General features: G+C 48.8%; 11 protein-coding genes. All 11 read left to right on the top strand.

Features of this window, described 5'->3' with window-relative positions; translation table 11 throughout:
- Positions 1 to 110 precede the first annotated feature (110 nt).
- Complete coding sequence (locus DFP97_RS08420; protein WP_114379540.1) at positions 111 to 3,014, top strand: glycoside hydrolase family 9 protein; 2,904 nt, start codon at positions 111 to 113, stop codon at positions 3,012 to 3,014.
- A gap of 683 nt (positions 3,015 to 3,697) precedes the next feature.
- Positions 3,698 to 5,095, top strand: a complete 1,398-nt coding sequence (locus DFP97_RS08410) for an ABC transporter substrate-binding protein (protein WP_114379538.1) — start codon at positions 3,698 to 3,700, stop codon at positions 5,093 to 5,095.
- A 146-nt stretch (positions 5,096 to 5,241) separates the two neighbouring features.
- Positions 5,242 to 8,076 (top strand): extracellular solute-binding protein, encoded by a 2,835-nt coding sequence (locus tag DFP97_RS08405; RefSeq protein WP_114379586.1) that lies wholly within the window; start codon positions 5,242 to 5,244, stop codon positions 8,074 to 8,076.
- Positions 8,077 to 8,093: 17 nt separating this feature from the next.
- On the top strand, positions 8,094 to 9,050 hold the full coding sequence (locus DFP97_RS08400) for a carbohydrate ABC transporter permease (protein ID WP_114379537.1): 957 nt from the start codon (positions 8,094 to 8,096) through the stop codon (positions 9,048 to 9,050).
- A gap of 3 nt (positions 9,051 to 9,053) precedes the next feature.
- Positions 9,054 to 9,923, top strand: a complete 870-nt coding sequence (locus DFP97_RS08395) for a carbohydrate ABC transporter permease (protein ID WP_114379536.1) — start codon at positions 9,054 to 9,056, stop codon at positions 9,921 to 9,923.
- Between the two features lie 15 nt (positions 9,924 to 9,938).
- Complete coding sequence (locus tag DFP97_RS08390) at positions 9,939 to 11,405, top strand: NHL repeat-containing protein (RefSeq protein WP_114379535.1); 1,467 nt, start codon at positions 9,939 to 9,941, stop codon at positions 11,403 to 11,405.
- Positions 11,386 to 12,021, top strand: coding sequence for a Yip1 family protein (locus DFP97_RS08385; protein ID WP_114379534.1), 636 nt, complete (start codon positions 11,386 to 11,388; stop codon positions 12,019 to 12,021). The genes DFP97_RS08390 and DFP97_RS08385 overlap by 20 nt, the downstream gene beginning before the upstream one ends.
- Before the next feature lie 20 nt (positions 12,022 to 12,041).
- The gene (locus tag DFP97_RS08380; RefSeq protein WP_114379533.1) at positions 12,042 to 14,597 is read left to right on the top strand and encodes a DUF5696 domain-containing protein; all 2,556 of its coding nucleotides are present in this window, start codon (positions 12,042 to 12,044) and stop codon (positions 14,595 to 14,597) included.
- Complete coding sequence (locus DFP97_RS08375; protein ID WP_114379532.1) at positions 14,594 to 15,505, top strand: carbohydrate ABC transporter permease; 912 nt, start codon at positions 14,594 to 14,596, stop codon at positions 15,503 to 15,505. Before DFP97_RS08380 ends, DFP97_RS08375 begins: the two co-directional genes overlap by 4 nt.
- Before the next feature lie 13 nt (positions 15,506 to 15,518).
- Positions 15,519 to 16,463, top strand: coding sequence for a carbohydrate ABC transporter permease (locus DFP97_RS08370; RefSeq protein WP_114379531.1), 945 nt, complete (start codon positions 15,519 to 15,521; stop codon positions 16,461 to 16,463).
- Positions 16,464 to 16,971: 508 nt separating this feature from the next.
- The coding region (locus tag DFP97_RS08365) for a glycoside hydrolase family 9 protein (RefSeq protein WP_114379530.1) at positions 16,972 to 19,367 on the top strand (2,396 nt) is incomplete at its 3' end.

Genomic DNA, 19,367 nt, shown 5'->3' with positions numbered 1-19,367 from the left:
TATTTTTTTGTCCTAAATATCAAGGTTTATAATCAAGCTGTGTCATATAATCATTTTGAAGGCCGTATGTATGCGCTTTCGTGAAAATATTAAAGAAGGGGACTAGTTAGATGAAAACAAGTAAAAAGTCGAGTGGATTAACTAAATCAATCATTTCCTTAGCTGTATCCGTTTCGCTTCTGCTGATGTGCGCGATTCCCGCTGCAGCTGATGACAACGATCCGTTTCTGCCTCCCGGAGGCGCGGACTGGAACAAGCTGAAGGAACTCGCAATCAATGATTTTGCATGGAATTACGGCAGCCAGACAACGAATGAAACGTATCTGGGCCAGGCAGCGAGGAAAATCGCTGTCGACAGCTTTTGGGGAGCCAATTATATCCTGAACGGTTGGCAGACGTTGGATATAAGCCCTTACGAAAATGGCATATTAGAGTTCGATGCGGTCGGAGCGGTTGGCGGCGAAACCTTCTCTGTGGGATTTGTTGATGTCGTCACGGAAAGGCAGGTCGACGGTGAGTTTTACAAGGATAATGACACGACTCCGCATCAAACCTCTGTGACTGCATCGATTCCGTTAGGAGAGGAACTTACGACCGAATGGAAACATTATTCTGTTCCGCTGAAGGATATCTTTGATTCCAACAGCATTTTCAGTAGTTCCAGTGTGCAGATGCTGAACTTCACCGGGGATAACAATCCGAAAACGTTCTGGATCAGCAATATTGTCATCAAATCGCCGGATAAGGCGGCAAGCTTTGCTCCGATCAAGGTGAATCAGGTCGGTTATATCGTTAATGGCGAGAAATACGCTTTGGTGAGCGGCTATTACGACGAGTTGACCGCTGTTCCCGGCACACCTTTTCAAGTGAGAAAGGCATCGGATATGAGCATCGCTTACTCCGGCGCGTTGTCCTTGGTCGCAGCCTATGATGCTTCCTCCGGGGAGAAGGTGCTGAAGGCGGACTTCACCGGTCTGAACGAACCGGGCGAATATGTGCTGACTGTGGATGGGGTCGCTGAACCTTCCGTTGCCTTCCAGATCGGCGATGGCAGCATTTACAGCACTCTTTTGAAAGATGTGCAGAAGTTCTTTTACTTCCAGCGCGCCAATGAGGATCTGTTAGCGGAACACGCAGGGATCTTCGCCAGGACCGGCGATCGCAAGGAAGACCACAACCTTCCGTTCCAGTCCGATCCGACGATCACGAAGGATGTTTCCGGCGGATGGTGGGATGCCGGCGACTTGGGAAAATATGTCACAGTGGGAGCGACAGCCATCTCTGATCTCCTCTGGGCATACGAGAGCTTTCCGAGCCAATTCCAGGACCATTCGTTGAATATCCCGGAAAGCGGAAACGGCATCCCGGATTTGCTGGACGAGATCAAGGTTGAAACGGATTTTATTCTCAAAATGCAGGATGAGGCCACAGGGGGCTTCTATGCTTTCATCATTAGGGATCATTCACCTGGTCGCTATATCATGGATGGAACGGCAAGCAATAGACTCATACCGACATTCCACACCGGCGCTGCAGTTGGCGCTCTGGCTCATGCGTATATCGTCATGAAGGATGTTCCGGGGCTGGAGGCGTATGCCGAAACGTTAAAGTCAGCGGCTCTCCGCGGATGGGAGTATCTGGAGCAGCATCCGGAATTCATCCCGCAGCCGGATGGTCCATACTTCTCCACCAGCGATGTGAACGACCGCTTCTATGCTGCAGCGACGCTGTACCGGGCAACCGGAGAGCGAGTGTTTAACGATTACGTCGTCGCTCATTACTTGGAGCATGCTGAAATTTTCGAAAGTGAAACTTTCTCGCACAATATCGGCTCCTTGCATAGGATGGGATTCTACCATTACATGATGGGGGAGCAGCCGAACGCCGAAGTGAAGACATGGTTTACCGATAAATTTGTACAATGGCGTGACATTATCATCAATGCCAATAGGAATAAATCGGTGTGGGGGAACTCCACCCTGGATGGATTTTATTGGGGAGCGAACTCTAATAATGCCGGCATTCCGGTTGGTCTCGCGATCGGCAGCCGCCTTCTGGGATTGTATAATGAAGATGACCGAAATGTAGCAAGCGGCAATCTGAACTATCTGCTTGGGACAAACCCGCTGCAGATAAGCTATATTACCGGGCACGGAGAGCGCCGGGTGACTAACACCATCCATGAAGTTTACAATGGCGACTATCTCTTGGAGATGCCGAGCGGTTATATGCCTGGCGGTCCGAATAACAACGGACGCTATACCTTCAGCGCCAAGGCTTACAACGGTTCCTCCATCGACTGGGAAACCAATGAGCAAGCCTTGAATTACAATTCGCCCCTGACCTTCTTGGTTGCGCTGTTGTCCGAATCGAATTCGGTTCCAGACGTCTCGATCACCTCGTATGAGGATGGCCAGGCGATCAATCTGAACGGTCCGCAGCTTGACTGGACATTCCTTGACGCCGACGATGCGGATGTACAAGCCGCCTATCAGGTTCAAGCCTCCAGCAACGGTTGGGAGACGGTTGACGTGGACAGCGGTGAACGGGCTGGCACATCCAGTTCATACACATTGGATGGATTGGCGGACGGAGATTGGTCGATCAGGGTTCGATTGAAGGACAATCGGGGCGCCTGGTCGGAGTGGGCGTACAGAAGCTTGATCATTGATACGGCTGCTCCTACCCTGAATGTTGTCCTGGACAAGGAAACATTGTGGCCGGCCGACAACCGTCTGGTTAAGGTAACGGCTGCCGTTGAAACCGGGGATGAGCTGTCTCAGGTGGAATTGCTGTCCATTACGCCGAGCGTAGCCGTCGACAGCTACGAATCCATGGTACAACAGGCCGATTTCGGCACATTCGATACGGAATTCATGCTGCTGGCCAAAAAAGCCAAGGGTACGGAGACTCTTGTTTATACGATTAACTATAGAGCCGCAGATGGTGCAGGGAATGTTACGGAAACATCTGTCTCCATTACGGTCCCCCATGATCAGTCAGGAAATAAATAATAAGCTCTTCCAGCAGCTTGAGGAACTTGATTTGAATAAACTGCTGCTCTAATTACATTACATGAAATTGAAAGAACCTCGCCTGCGAGGTTCTTTCTTTATCTGGAACGCATCCCGCGAACAAAAAAATGCTCGGCGAATATCTTCATTTATTGCAAACCTATGCGACTTGCTCGGACGAACTTTCTTTATCAAAGTTGGGATAAGCTTAGGGTTCACTTTATTTGCTTTCCAATATTTTTACGCTCTGGATCCAGAAAACTTGACTCAAGCATGACGGGATCTTTATTCCACCTTGATTGGGTCATGACTAAATTATGCTATAACCATGTCTAAAAAATGAAGGTTCGTACTAATTTTTTGCAATATGATTTTAAAGAAGCCAGGAGGGACACTATATCGATTTATTTCGTCCCATGCGCGAAGTGTAATGGATTGATTTGATATCGCTTTCAACTGAGTTTTGTGGAGTTGAAGCGGCCAAGGAGGTGATAGGCGAGGAATGGATAGCAGCACAAGCTGAAAGGCGTACTTGTCAAAAAAGGCGACTCTTGTTTGGCAAAGGCGGTCGGAGACGATGGGCATCATTCCGACATCGATGAATTTTGGGTTCAATTTTAATCCGCTTCATTAACATTGCATCAAAGTGACAGCGATTACATTTCAATTACAGGGGGATGAACATGAAGAACAAAAAACTGGTTATGTTGCTTGTTAGTCTGATGTTGATATTTTCTTTAGCGGCTTGCAGCAGCGGAAGCAACAGCGAAAACAATCCAGGAAGCACCAATGCTGCTTCCGATAAGGCATCAAACGATCCGGCGGCGACGAATGCTTCCGGGGAGACCACTGACGCTGAAGTAGGCGCGGGAGATTCCAAGGAAACGCCGGAGATGGATTTCGATATGGGCGGCAGAACAATCAAGATTGTAAACTTCTGGAGTTTGGAAATCGGGGAAGACAACCCGGATAATATCCAAAGGAAGAAGAACCTTGAAGCTCTAATGAAGAAACATAATTTCAAAGTTGAATATGTTGTTCTCGATCAAGCCGAGTACCAGAACAAGGTTACAGCCTCACTGCTTGCTGGCGAACCGGTAGGCGATATCATCAGCATAGCCAGATCGTACACCATTCCAACGCTGGTAAGTCAAGATCTGTTATGGCCGGTTGACGAATATACGAAAAATGACAAAGTGTTCGATCCGAAAGTAACGAATGAGATTATGCAGTATAACGGGAGAGGGTATGGTTTTGGTGGGTACCCGGGTGGAGCAACCGGATTCTTCTACAACCGCACGTTGATGAACAATCTCGGCATGAAACCGCTTCAAGAATATGTTGATGAAGATAATTGGAACTGGGAAACGTTCATTCAAGTGATCAAAGAGGCTAATAAAGATACGAACAACGATGGAAAGCTTGATACATGGGGATTGGCAGGCGGCGGCTTTTTGGATTCAGCGCTTGCTTCCAACGAGACAGCCTTGGTGAAGGGGGATAAGCAAAACCTGGATGATCCTAAAACCGTCGAAGCTTTGAATTTCCTATCCAAACTGAATACCGAAAAACTAGTCAGACCTTCCGAGGGCGGCGATTGGACGGAGCCAAGTCAATTTTTCCGTCAAGGTAACACGTTGTTGTATTTAAGTGGAGCGTATGAGGCGGAAGGTTTGAGGAAAGACATGAAGGATTTTGATTTCGGCTTTATTCCTTTCCCTAAAGGACCGAATGGAACTTCCTACAATACACCTGATAGCAATCCGTGGGCAATGGTAATTCCGAAGGCAGTAGAGAATCCGGAGCAGCTCGTTTATATCTGGGAGAAAATAGAGGATTACGATTCAGTTTATGACTATCATCTCCAGTCTTGGTACGAGACGATGTTTGACAACGAAGTTGATATCAATAATGTTAAAGTAGCGTCTAACAGATTCTATCTCGACAGTTTAGCTACGTTTCCGAGCATGCCATATTATGCGTTTGGTGACGAGATTGCGAAAGGCCAATCCGTATCCACGGTCATCGAGACTTATAAAACGCCTTTCCAGGCGGCAATCGATGAAGTCTATAAGAAATAACGATTGAAGTGATCAAACAGTCCGCATCTCTTTTAACAATGTGGACTGTTTGAATTCACTCTTGCCGCGGGAGGGGAGCAGAATTGAGCGTCAGAAGCCAGAAATCACTGAAATGGATATTTATTTTTTTTGTTTTAGGTTTGTCCATATGGGCGATCTACTCATCAAGTCAAAAAAGCAGCGGCGTTGTTCAGGCTATTAGCGATTTTGCAGCGGTAACGGGTTCAGATGCAAAAGACGGATATGGCACCTATGTGAAACGCTACTCGGCCGAGGACAGACCGGCGGCGGAAATCCGCATCGAAGGCGAGCAGTATGCTGCACTCGAAGGGGACGGCTTTGAGCTTGCGAATGGATTTCAAGGCCTGGAGGGTCAAGCTGTGTTGACGCCCGAGTCGGGTACAATTAGTTGGAAGGTCCAGGTTGACCAACCGGGTCTATACCATGTTCGAATTCATTATTTTCCTATTGAGGGGAAAAGCTCCGCAATCGAGAGAGAGTTCTTGATCAATCAGGAAGTGCCTTTTAAAGAAGCCGAAATCTTATTGTTTGATCGATATTGGGGCAATCGCGAAGACGAAATCGAGCGGGACAATCGCGGAAACGATTTGCGCCCGAGGCAGATAGAGAAGCCGGCTTGGCAAATCGCGTCCTTCAAGGACAATGAAGGTTACATTGACGAGCCCTATTTGTTTTATTTCGGCGGAGGGGTTCAGACCGTTTCTTTGACTTCCTTGAGGGAACCGATGGCAATCGACTACATCGAGTTATACCAGGAGCCCGAGACAAAAACCTATGAAGAACGGAAAGCCGAATATGAAGCCGAAGGAGCTGCAGCCGCCGAGGGTCAATTCATAGTGATTCAGGCAGAGGATGCGACCCTAAAATCTTCTCCAACGCTATATCCGATTTCCGATCGGTCAAGCCCTGCGGTCACGCCGTACAGCGCTTCGAAAATTCGGGTCAACGCCAGTGGGGGCCTTAACTGGAAGCTGCCGGGACAGTGGATTGAATGGGAATTCGAAGTGGAAGAGGATGGGTTGTACCAGATTGCTCTAAAGCGCAAACAGGATCAGCTGCGGGGCGTCTATGCGACGCGCAGCATCATGATCGATGGCAAATATCCATTCCAGGAAATGAAACGGACGCGATTCAGTTTCAATATGGATTGGCAAACTGATGTGCTGGGTGGGGATGAGCCTTACCTGTTCCATCTGACGAAAGGGAAACATACCATTCGCATGGCGGTTTCGCTCGGCGAGCTCGCTCCGCTTATTGAGACGATTGAATCGAGCGTGCTGAAGCTTAACGAAATGTATCGAAAAATTTTGTTAATTACCTCGAATACGCCGGACCCTTACCGCGATTATCAGCTGGATAAGCGGATTCCCGGCATGATCGATGTTGTCCGCGAACAAGCTGTCAATATCCAGGCTGTGGCGGATTATCTCGAACATTCGACAGGGGAGAGGAGCGATAAAGTCGCTGTTCTTCATACGATGGTAAGGCAGTTGAACGAAATGGCGGAGAAGCCGGAAACGATCGCGAACCGTCTGAACTCCTTCAAGGTGAATGTCGGCGGTCTTGGCACATGGATTCTGACCGTGCGCGAACAGCCGCTTACGCTCGATTATCTGATCGTCGCGTCTCCAGACAGCAAGCTTCCGAGGGCGAAAGCGACATTGCTTGAGAAAATGAAGCACGAGCTGGGCGCTTATGTCGCCTCTTATACCGAGGACTACGATAGTATCGGCAGCACGGAAGAAAGCGGGCGTTCCGTCACGGTTTGGGTAACTACGGGAAGGGACCAGGCGCAAGTGTTGAAAGCGTTGATTGACGACACGTTTACGCCCGAGACGAACATATCGGTAAATTTACGGCTCGTCCCGGGCGGCATCCTGCTTCCGGCTGTCCTGGCAGGCGAAGGACCGGATGTTGCCTTGCAGGCCGGCGAGGATCTCCCTGTCAATTATGCGATGAGGAAAGCCGCAGCCGATTTGACTGCTTTCCCGGATTTCGAAGAAGTCGCTTCAAGGTTCCGCGAAAGCGCAATAACTCCTTATAAATATGACGATGGGGTATATGCGCTGCCGGAGCAGCAGACTTTCCCGATGCTGTTCTATCGCAAAGATATTCTCAAAGAACTTGACTTGGAGCCTCCGAAGACGTGGCAGGATGTTTATAACATGATTTCGGTGCTGCAGAAGCATAACATGGAGTTTTATTTGCCGATCGAATCGGCTACGAACAATGCGACTCTGGTTCCGAATGCGGCGTTCGCCATGCTGCTCTACCAGAACGGCGGCGAGTTCTACCGGGACAATGACATGAAGAGCGCACTCGACTCCGAGATTTCCATGCAGGTTTTCAAGCGCTGGACACAATTTTATACGAACTACAAATTCCCGCTGCAAGCGGATTTCGCTAATCGGTTCCGGACTGGCGAGATGCCGATCGGTATTGCCGATTATACAACGTACAATATGCTGACGGTTATGGCGCCGGAGATCAAAGGGTTGTGGGACTTTACCATCGTACCCGGCACCGAGCGCAAGGACGGATCTGTAAGTCATGAGGTCGCCAGCCATACGACCGCGGTCATGATGCTGGATAATGCCGGCGACAAAGACGCGGCATGGTCATTCATGAAGTGGTGGACCGACAAGGATACTCAAATCGCTTACGGTCGAGAGCTGGAAGGGTTGCTCGGCGAGGCCGCGCGCTATCCGACAGCCAACATCGAAGCGTTGGAGCAGCTGCCATGGCCAATCAAGGATTTCAACAATCTTGAACGCCAATGGCAATGGGTAAGGGGCATCCCTCAAGTGCCGGGCGGGTATTTCACCGGCAGGCATCTGGATAACGCCTTCCGGCGCGTCGTGAACGAGAGCGAGAATCCGCGCGAAGCCCTTTCGGATTATATTTTGTACATTAATGACGAAATCGCACTCAAGCGGAAGGAATTCAATCTGCAGAATTAGTTAGGGGGTGGAAGCCGATGCAAGCAGAAGTAAACCGTCATGCCGCGTCGAGCCTCATCCAGGCAAAGAAGCCGTCACGACTCGCTAATGTTGTCCGAGAGCTTCGTAAAAACAAGCATTACTACTTGCTGATGAGTCCGTACATGCTGATCTTCTTCACTTTTACGGTCATTCCAGTCGTCATCTCGCTGGCACTCAGTTTCTTTTATTTTAACATGCTGGAGTTTCCGAGATTCGTAGGCTGGCAGAATTACTCCCGATTGTTCCTGGGCGACGATGTGTTCATGATCGCCTTGAAGAATACGTTCATGTTCGCAGTCGTGACCGGTCCGGTCAGCTATATCGCATGTTTTCTCTTTGCCTGGATTATCAATGAACTGTCGCCCAAGGTCAGAGCGGTTATGACCCTTGTGTTTTATGCGCCGTCTATTTCGGGGAACGTATTCTTTATTTGGCTGATCGTATTCTCTGGAGACAGCTACGGTTATTTGAACGGGTTCCTTATGAGATTCGGTTTTATCCTCGAACCGATTCAATGGCTTTCGAATGAACAATATATTCTGCCTATTATCATCATCGTCCAGCTGTGGCTTAGTCTGGGCACCAGCTTCCTGGCCTTCATCGCAGGTCTTCAGACGATCGACCGGTCGCTGATCGAAGCGGGAGCCGTAGATGGCATCAAGAACCGCTGGCAGGAGTTATGGTTCATAACGCTGCCGTCCATGCGGCCGCAGCTGATGTTCGGAGCCGTTATGCAGATTACAGGCTCACTTGCGGTCGCCGATATATCGATTGCGCTCGCCGGATTTCCAAGCGTTAACTACGCGGGACATACCATCGTAACGCACTTGATGGACTTCGGCACGATCCGCTTCGAGATGGGTTATGCATCTACTATCGCGACAGTGCTCTTCTGCGTTATGATCGGAGCCAATAAGTTGACGCAAAAACTGTTGCGAAAGGTAGGTGAATAAAACATGAGGATGCTAGCTGTATTCCGGACCCCCAGGCGGTTAAACCGATCTTTTGCCGTCAGTTTTTTACTGTTCGCGCTTCTTGCCGTTTTCGGCGCGTTTATGGCGCTTCCGCTCATCTATGCGGTAAGCAATGCATTCAAGCCGCTTGACGAACTGTTTATATTCCCGCCGCGGTTTCTGGTCAACAATCCGACGCTGGACAACTTCTTCGACCTGTTCGCCCTGATGGGGAACTCGTGGGTGCCGCTGTCCCGCTATATCGCCAATACCCTGTTTATTACGATCATCGGGACGGTTGGCCATATTCTGCTGGCGTCTGCGGCGGCCTATCCTCTGGCGAAATACCGATTTTGGGGATCGGGGACTTTGTTCTCAATCGTCATTTTGTCCCTAATGTTCTCTGGACATGTTACCGCGATACCGAACTATATAGTCATGTCCTGGCTCGGCTGGATCAACACACACGCTTCGGTTATCGTGCCGTCTCTCGCCTTCCCGCTCGGACTGTTCCTCATGAAGCAATTCATGGAACAGATTCCGGATGCGCTGCTGGAAGCGGCCAAAATCGACGGAGCGAACGAATATCGGATTTATTGGAGCATCGTCATGCCGAACGTAAAGCCCGCATGGCTGACGCTTATGATTTTGCAGTTCCCCGCATTATGGGGGACAGACGGAGGCAACTTCATTTATAGCGAGAACCTGAAGACGCTCCATTACACGCTTGGCCAAATCTCGGCAGGCGGCATCGCCCGCGCAGGCGTTGGAGCGGCGGTTGCCCTTCTCTTGATGATCGTTCCGATTACGCTCTTTATCATCTCGCAGAGCAGCGTCATGCAGACGATGGCGACCTCCGGGATGAAAGAGTAGAAAGGATGAGACGCTATGTTGAGCAGCATATATAAAACAAGGACATTTATCCTCACGACGCTCATCTGTTTGCTAAGCATTGGAATGGGAAGCGCGATCGTTCATGCCGATGAAACTCCCGCATCCTATAATTATTCCTACTGGGGAGTTACTGTCGCCTCGCCTGCCGCCTATCGGGCAACGGCCATCTTGAATGGCGACAGTCTCGGCGTCGGACCATTTAAGGAACCGAACGATATACACGTTACGGCAGACAAGCAAATTTATGTGCTGGACTCCGGCAATAATCGAATCGTGGTGATGGATTCGAGCTTTAAGCCAGTTCGAATCATCGATTCCTTCGATGGGAACGGGGGGCCAGATAAGTTTATGAGCCCGCAGGGCCTGTTTGTAACCGAAGACAAGCAAATATACGTCGCTGATACGGGCAACAAAAGAATTGTCCATCTCGATTCGAATGGCAAGCTTGTGAAGGTGATCGAGAATCCGGAGTCCGAGCTATTCCAGGAGAAGTTCCAGTTCCAACCCGCTCGAGTTGTTGTCGATAAGGCCCAGCGGATTTATGTCATGGCCGTCGGCGTATTTGACGGATTTATGGAATTTAATGCTAGTGGCGAATTTTCGACGTTCATCGGCGCGAACCGCGTAAGGGTCGATCCGGCAGAGTTGTTATGGAAACGGTTGTCGACCCGCGCCCAACGGAGTCAGATGGTCATGTTTACGCCTACGGAATTTACGAACCTGGATATTAACGAGGAAGGATTTATATATGCGACGAACGGCGACAGGTTTGGCGATACGATCAAAAAATTAAATGCCCAGGGGAACGATATTTTGAGGCGAACGGGGTATTTCAGCCCGCGCGGCGACATCGCTGCCATGTCTCAGACGGACGCTTCGAGACTGATTGACATCGATGTCGCGGACAGCGAAATCTATTCAGTGCTTGATTCCAGGCGCGGACGGATTTTCACATACAACGGCGATGGACATTTCATGTATGTATTCGGCGGTCTGGGCAATCAGCTGGGCGAATTCAATACGCCGTCAGCCATCGAGCGTGTAGGGGATCAATTTCTCGTCCTGGATAAGGCGCTCGGGGAAATTACGTTATTCGAGACAACAGAATACGGCCGGACCCTGAACGAAGCCGTGCGAAGCTACTACAAGGGCGATGAAGAGGCGGCCTTCGCCTTATTCCAGAAGTCAATCAATATGAACGCCAACCTGGAATTCGCCTATGCCGGGATCGGCAAAGCGCTGCTTCGGCAAGGGAAATACGCTGAGGCGATGAAATATTTTAAGCAAAGCAAGGATCAGCCGAACTATTCGAAGGCATTCCTGCTCTATCGCAAGGAAGTGCTGCGCGAATACTTCCCTGCGGTCATGACCGGCATTGTCTTGATCGCGCTCGGCACAATAGCGTTCAGGAAGCTCCGGCAATGGAAAGGGGGAAGGAAACGTGCCGCAATTGAACAGTGAACTGCTTAAACACCCATTTTATCTGATTCTGCACCCATTTAACGGCTATTGGGATTTAAAGTATGAATGGAACAAAAAAACGAATCTGATCGTTTCCTTCTTGATCTTGTTTCTCTTGGCCATAACCAATATCATGAGCAGCCAGTATAGCGGATTCCTCGTCAATATATACAATCCCGCTAACATGAACAGCTTTATGGAGGTTCTGTATGTTCTGCTTCCGGTGTTGTTCTGGTGCGTGGCCAATTGGTCGCTCACGACCTTGATGGACGGAGAAGGGAAGTTTGTCGAAATTTTCACGTCGACCTGCTTTGCCTTCATTCCTATGATCATCATCCCATTTCCATGGATTTGGTTAAGCAACGTCATCTCGATCCAGGAGACGGGCTTCTATTATTTCTCGCACAGCATCGCCCTCATCTGGTCATTGTACCTGTTGTTCGTCGGGAATATGACGGTTCATCAATTTACGCCGTCAAAAACCATAGGCACCCTTCTGTTATCGGTTGTCGCCATGGGGTTTCTGGCGTTCCTGTGCTTGCTTTTCTTTAGCCTGATTCAGCAAATCTCATCATTTGCAACAACTATTTACCAGGAAATTGACCTGAGAAGCTAAGGAAGGAGGCATGCGCAGCCATGAATTTGAAAAAATATGCCTTGCTGACTTCGTTGTTCCTCTTCGGAATAATGACTGCTGGTTGTGCGGGCTCCAGTTCTGACAAGCAAACGGAGGCAAATCGCTCTGCTGCAGCGGAATTTGTTAAGGGAACGGCTTTGGCCGTTTCCTTCACGGATCCTCGAGTCGCGGATATGAAAGGTGTTGCAGCCAACAATCGTCTGCAATTATTCGCAGACGATCAATCGGGAGATATTGCCGTTCTCGATAAAAATAGCGGAGAAGTATGGTATAGCAATCCGCCGGATCGAGAATCCGATAAACTCGCGACAGGAATTAACAAGGATATATTATCCGCTCAATTGAAGCTCGATTTCCATAACGCATTCGGCCAGCTCAGCTCGGTCAACTCCTATTCGGATAGTGTCATTCATAAGCAAGTCAGCTTCGAAAACATTCCTAACGGCATTAGAGTGACTTATCAATTCGGAACGGAAGAGAAAACGCTTGACGATATTCCAAGCAAGCTGACGAAAGAACGCTTAGAGGAACTTAAGGGTAAAGTGGATAAAACGGGCCAGCGCGCGCTGATGATTGCCTACAGAGAGGATGCAGACCCTTCTGTGTATGTGCGGAACGATTCTCTGGCCGGGATTCAACTGAAACGGACTCTACAGGCATTAGAAGATGCCGGCTATACGGATGAAGATTTCCGGAAGGATCTCGAAGCGTTTCAGCTGGAGCAAACCAAACCTGAACCGCGTATATTCCTTGCCTCGATCGAGTATACCTTGGATGACGATAGTCTTGTGGTCAAGGTGCCGGCATCCGGCATTCATTACTCAGATGAGTATCCGATTCACACGATATCGGTTCTTGGTTTCTTCGGCGCAGAAGGAGAGGAGTCAGAAGGCTCCTTATTTGTACCGGACGGATCAGGGGCGCTTATTCATTTCAACAATGGCAAAACCAAGTATCCATCCTACGAACAAAGGATCTATGGATCCGATCTAACGATGAAGAGTGTCAAAGACGGCGTCGGGGAAGAAAAAGCCAGACTGCCGGTATTCGGAATGCTTCGCAAGGATGGAGCCTTTCTCGGCATTATTGAAGAAGGCGATTCCGTTGCAAGCGTTCATGCAGATGTAAGCGGCAGGCTGCATAGCTATAACCATATTTATCCAAGCTTTTATGTGATCAATAAGGACCAGGTCTCCCTGGACGCGAACGGTCAGGAACGTTCCTTGCCTAGGTATCAAGAGAATCCGACAAAATCGGACTTTACGATCCGTTACGCTTTCCTGAGCGGAGATGAAGCCACTTATACCGGAATGGCGAAGTACTATCAACAGTATTTGATCAAAACGCATGGACTTCCCGAACTGAAGTCGGCAAGCGATTTAAATTCCGGAGATGTGCCGTTTTATTTGCAGCTGATCGGAAGCATTTCCAAAAATAAACATGCCGTGGGAATTCCCTATAAGGCGCTCGAACCTTTGACAACCTTTAAACAAGCAGAGGATATCGTAAATCAGGTGCAGGAGCGCAATATTCGGAATATTAAGCTTCAGTATTCGGGTTGGTTTAATAAAGGACTTGATCATGAGGTTCCGGATCATGTTTCGGTTGATGGAGCTGTAGGAGGGAGCAAAGCGCTTCGGGAATTTATCTCCTTCGCTCAGGACAAGGATCTTTCCTTTTTCCCGGATGTCTACATCGCAGAGGCGCGTACAAGCGATGGCTTCGATGTAACCAAGGAAGCTTCCAGAACATTAAGAGGAGATCCTGCCGCGATCTACCCGATTGAACCCGTCTCAAATCAGCGCGACCGCAGTAAAGTTCCGTCCTATGTTGTATCGCCGCGTTACATTTTGAAGGTTGTGGATTCCATGCTGAACGATCTGGACGGCTATCGTCTTGAAGGGATATCGCTGCAGGATATGGGCAGCCGATTGAATACCGACTATCGGACAAGCCTTCAGATCGACCGAACGGAGTCGGAGTCGATATCGAAACAGGCGCTGACCAAGATTCGCGAACGGGATCTCGAGATTATAGCGAATGGCGGCAACGCCTACGCGTTTCCGTATGTTACGGATATTACGAATGCACCGATGACGAATAGCGGGTTCAAGATTGAAGACGAAGAAATTCCATTCTATCAAATGGTCGTTCGCGGATACATCGACTATACAGGTAAGCCTTATAATCTGTCGACCTTTACGGACATGAACCAGTATATTTTGAAGAGTCTGGAATATGGCTCCGGCGTTTACTTTAAATGGATTCATGAACCGAGTGATAAAGTAAAGGATACGGACTACAATGACTTGTACGCCGTTAACTACGAGCAATGGCTGGATCAGGCTGCGCAGATCTATGAGAATGTGAATGAAGTTTTGGGCAAAGTGCAGAACCAGAAGATGATTTCGCATGAGAAGTTAAGCGACGGCGTCTTCAAAACCGTTTATGAGAACGGTATCTATGTCATTGTGAACTACAATCGATCAATGGTACAGGCGGATGGCCTAAACGTCGAAGCCGGAGGCTATGTAATGGGTGGTGTACAAAAATGAAATCCATACTTAAATCTCGCCTGTTGAAAAGGACTTACGCGGAAAAAAAGGCACAATGGGGATTTCTTTACGTTTTGCCATGGCTGCTCGGATTTATTTTCTTTTTCTTCGTACCTTTGTTGAGTTCATTGCAATTCAGCTTCAGCTCGATTACGGCCAATTCGGAAGGGATCACGGTTAAATACATCGGATTCAAAAACTACGTGGAAGCCTTAACGATAAACACAAGCTTCAACCGCGTTCTGACCGAATCAATCGTGAATATCGTGGTCAATATTCCGCTGATCGTCATTTTCAGTTTATTCCTGGCGGTGCTGCTGAACCAGAAATTCATCGGAAGATCCGCTGCCCGGGCGATCTTCTTCCTTCCCGTCATTCTGGCATCCGGCGTTATTATGAATCTGGAGAGCACAAGCCTGGTGCAAGCGATAAGCGATGCAAGTTCAGGGGCAAAGGTCGTTCGTTCGTTGCAGAGCTTTGAGTTGGAGAAGATGATGCTGCAAGCCGGGGTTAGCGAATGGATCGTCAATTATCTCACAGGATCCGTTGACCGTATCTATCAGATTGTCAGTCAATCGGGCGTTCAGATTCTGATCTTCCTCGCGGGAATCCAGACCATCTCGCCGCAGCTGTACGAAGCCTCCAAGATGGAAGGGGCAACCGGCTACGAGGCCTTCTGGAAGATTACGTTCCCGATGGTCAGTCCGCTTATTCTGGTCAATGTGATTTATACCATTGTTGATTCGGTCTCCACCAACGAAATAACGGACTTGATTCTGGACACCGGTTTTTCCGCTTTTAATTTCGGTCTTAGCTCGGCGATGGCAACGATCTACTTTCTGGCCGTTGCTCTAATCTTGCTGATAAGCACCTATCTGATATCGAGGAAAGTTTTTTATTATGATTAGGGGGGATGTACGAGTGCGCAATTCCCGACTGCTATCGCTAGAATCCTGGAAAAGGTGGATTTGGTCATTCGTCCGTCTTGTATTGATTGCAGGACTGTCGTTTTTGATTTTGTATCCGATTTTGCAAAAAATTTCGACTGCGATTAAAGATAAGGAGGATCTATATTCGCCGATCGTGATGTGGATTCCCATTCACTATACTTGGGATAATTTTAAGCAAGCAATCATGATTATGGATTACTGGGAAACATTGGTCAATACCTTTGCGCTGTCGATCTCTACTACAATCCTTACTGCGATATCTTGCGCTTTGGCTGGATATGGATTTGCACGGCTGAAATTCAAAGGAAGCAATCTGCTGTTTGCCGGAGTCATTCTGACCATATTGGTTCCGCCTTCGACGATTCTCATTCCCCTTTATCTCAATCTGAAGGATTTTACTCTTATGGGGCTAATTCCATTGCTCACGGGCAAATCCGCCAATCTGCTGAATACCTACTGGCCGTTCATACTGACAGCCTTGACAGCCAATTCACTGAAAGCGGGGCTTTATATTTTTATATTCAGACAATTTTTCCGTGGAATTCCCAAAGAGGTCGAGGAAGCCGCATATATCGATGGCGCAGGGGTCGGGACGACGTTTTCCCGAATCATGCTCCCGAACGCGATTCCGGCGATTATCACCGTACTGCTCTTTTCGTTCGTGTGGCAATGGAACGATAGCTTCTTTACGACAACGTATCTGTCGTCAGGCAAGGTCATGTCTGTCCAACTGTCTGCCTTGCCATACAACCTAAACAGTCTTGTTAGTGCAGGTTCCTCCCAGGCAGATCCTTTCTATTTGAGCATGGTGCAGGATACAGGCATTCTGCTCGCTATCCTGCCGCTTATTATCATTTATTTCTTTGTGCAGCGGTACTTCGTTGAAGGGATCGAGCGGACAGGCATTGTCGGCTGATCGCCCAAACTCAAACCGATCGATTACCAGGTAATGACGCCCGGTATCGATCGGTTTTTTGCTTTCTATGCGGGCGATGCGACTATCGGTCGAAGAGGTGGTCCCGAGGCGAAGGTTGCCCATAGACTTTTATCAAAGAAAACGAAAAGGTACCGGGTCACTTCCTCGCGAAGCCCCAGTACCTTTATCATCTTATCCCGGATTTATGAATATAGCATCAAACGATCGGCAGCTTTTCTTCGTCTCTCAAGAACACCGGAATCTGTTCTAAAGGAGCTTCAACCAAAGTTGGGATAAGCTTAGGGTTCACTATATTTGCTTTCCAATATTTATACGCTCTGTATTTTGTTCGGAAGCTTCCTTTAGTATTAGCAACAATAGGGTTGAACGATGTCTATATCATGTTATTTTATGGCCTAATAATCAAGGTTTATAATCAAGCAATGTAATATAATCAATTAGTAAGCGCTTTCAAAAACATAGACTTTAAAAAAAGGAGACTATCAAGATGAACACAAGGAAAAAGTCGCTTCGCTTCATCAAACAAATCATTTCCTTATGTATGTCCGTTTCACTTCTGCTGATGTGCGCGCTACCCGCCGCAGCTGCTGACGACGATCCTTATCTGCCTCCGGGAGGAGCGGAATGGAACAAGCTTAAGGAGCTCGTGATCAATGATTTTGCATACGGCTCCGGCAATACGGTAACCGATGAAACCTATCAGGGCAAGGTAGCGAAGAAGATCGCAAACAACGACTCCTGGGGGGCCAATTATACCCTGAACGGTTGGCAGACGTTGGATATAAGCCCTTACGAAAATGGCACATTAGAGTTCGATGCGATCGGAGCGGTTGGCGGCGAAACCTTCTCCGTGGGCTTCGTGGACGTCGTCCCGGAAAGGCTGGTCAACGGCGAATTTTATAAGGATAATGACACGACTCCGCATCAAACCTCAGAGGAAGCCTTGGCTTCCCTTCCGCAGAGTCTTACGACCGAATGGAAGCATTATTCCATTCCATTGAAGAATATCTTTAACGCCAATAGCATATTCCATAGTTCCAGTGTGCAAATGCTGAGATTCAAAGGGAGTACCTTCCCGACGACGTTCTGGCTCAGCAACATCGTCATCAAATCACCGGATAAGGCGGCAAGTTATGCCCCGATCAAGGTAAATCAGGTCGGTTATCCTCTTATCGGCGAGAAATACGCAATGGTGAGCGGGTATTACAACGAGCTGACCGCGATGCCCGGCACTCCTTTTCAGGTGAAAAATGCATCGGATATGAGCATCGCTTACTCCGGCGCGTTGTCCTTAGTCACAGCGTATGATGTCTCCTCCGGGGAGAAGGTGCTGAAGGCGGACTTCTCCGGTTTGACCAAATCGGGCAAATATGTACTGACTGTGGATGGGGTCGCTCAACCTTCCATTGCATTTCAGATCGGCGACGGCAGCATCTACAGCACTCTTTTGAAAGATGTGCAGAAGTTCTTTTACTTCCAGCGCGCCAATGAGGATCTGTTAGCGAAACACGCAGGGATCTTCGCCAGGACCGGCGATCACAAGGAAGATTACAACCTTCCGTTCCAGTCTAATCCGACGATCACGAAAGATGTTGGTGGCGGCTGGTGGGATGCCGGCGACTTGGGCAAATATGTCACAGTGGGAGCGACAGCCGTCTCCGATCTCCTTTGGGCATACGAGAGCTTTCCGAGCCAATTCCAGGACCATTCGCTCAATATCCCGGAAAGCGGAAACGGCATCCCGGATCTGCTGGACGAGATCAAGGTTGAAACGGATTTTATTCTCAAAATGCAGGATGAGGCCACAGGAGGCTTCTATGCTTTCGTCATTCGGGATAAACAACCAAACCGCTTTATTATGGATGGAACTGCAAGCAATAGACTCATACCGACATTCCACACTGGCGCTGCAGTTGGGGCTCTGGCTCATGCGTATATCGTCATGAAGAATGTTCCGGGGTTGACGGGTTATGCCGAAACGTTGAAGGCCGCCGCTATCCGCGGATGGAACTATCTGGTTCAGCATCCGGAATTCATCCCGCAGCCAGATGGTCCGTACAACTCCAGCAGCGATGTGAACGACCGCTTCTATGCGGCAGCGACGCTGTACCGGGCAACCGGAGAGCAAGTGTATAGCAATTACGTCGTCGCCAATTACTTGAATTTCGCTTCTGCATTCGAGGAAGAAACGTTCTCGCACAATATCGGCTCCTTGCACAGGATCGGATTCTACCATTACATGATGGGCGGGCAGCCGAACGCCGCAGTCAAGACTTGGTTCACCGATAAATTCATCCAATGGCGTAACTTGATCATCAACGCCAATTTGAATAAAGCTGTGTGGCGGAATGCCACTTTAAATGATTTCTATTGGGGAGCGAACTCCAATGCGGCCGGCGTTCCGGTTGGCCTCGCGATCGGCAGCCGCATTCTCGGCCTGGATAATGAAGATGTCCGGAAGGTTGCCGCCGGCAATCTTAACTATCTGCTGGGGATTAACCCGCTTCAGATGAGCTATATTACCGGTCACGGGGAGCGCCGAGTGACTAAAACCATCCATGAAATTTACAGTGCAGACTATCTCTTGGAGATGCCGAGCGGTTACATGCCTGGCGGTCCTAACAACAACGGACGCTATACCTTCAGCGGCAAGGCTTACAACGGTTCCGGCATCGACTGGGAAACCAACGAGCAAGCCTTGAATTACAACTCGCCCCTGACCTACCTGGTTGCGTTGTTGTCCCAATCGAATGAAGCCACCATTCAACTTGAAGCCGAACAAGCCGGGCTGTCAGGCGGGGTTCAGGTAAATACTAATCATCCAGGATATACGGGCAGCGGCTTTCTGGATGGATTCTGGAATTTTGGAGGAACAGCGACTTT

Source organism: Paenibacillus prosopidis, assembly GCF_003337375.1.
Lineage (GTDB): Bacteria > Bacillota > Bacilli > Paenibacillales > Paenibacillaceae > Pristimantibacillus > Pristimantibacillus prosopidis.
The sequence above is the reverse complement of the archived record's forward strand: the minus strand, read 5'-3'. Positions and strand labels throughout refer to the sequence as shown.

Coding starts and splice junctions, on each gene's coding strand:
- DFP97_RS08420 (WP_114379540.1), top strand. CDS start 111: ATGAAAACAAGTAAAAAGTCGAGTGGATTAACTAAATCAATCATTTCC.
- DFP97_RS08410 (WP_114379538.1), top strand. CDS start 3,698: ATGAAGAACAAAAAACTGGTTATGTTGCTTGTTAGTCTGATGTTGATA.
- DFP97_RS08400 (WP_114379537.1), top strand. CDS start 8,094: ATGCAAGCAGAAGTAAACCGTCATGCCGCGTCGAGCCTCATCCAGGCA.
- DFP97_RS08395 (WP_114379536.1), top strand. CDS start 9,054: ATGAGGATGCTAGCTGTATTCCGGACCCCCAGGCGGTTAAACCGATCT.
- DFP97_RS08390 (WP_114379535.1), top strand. CDS start 9,939: ATGTTGAGCAGCATATATAAAACAAGGACATTTATCCTCACGACGCTC.
- DFP97_RS08380 (WP_114379533.1), top strand. CDS start 12,042: ATGAATTTGAAAAAATATGCCTTGCTGACTTCGTTGTTCCTCTTCGGA.
- DFP97_RS08375 (WP_114379532.1), top strand. CDS start 14,594: ATGAAATCCATACTTAAATCTCGCCTGTTGAAAAGGACTTACGCGGAA.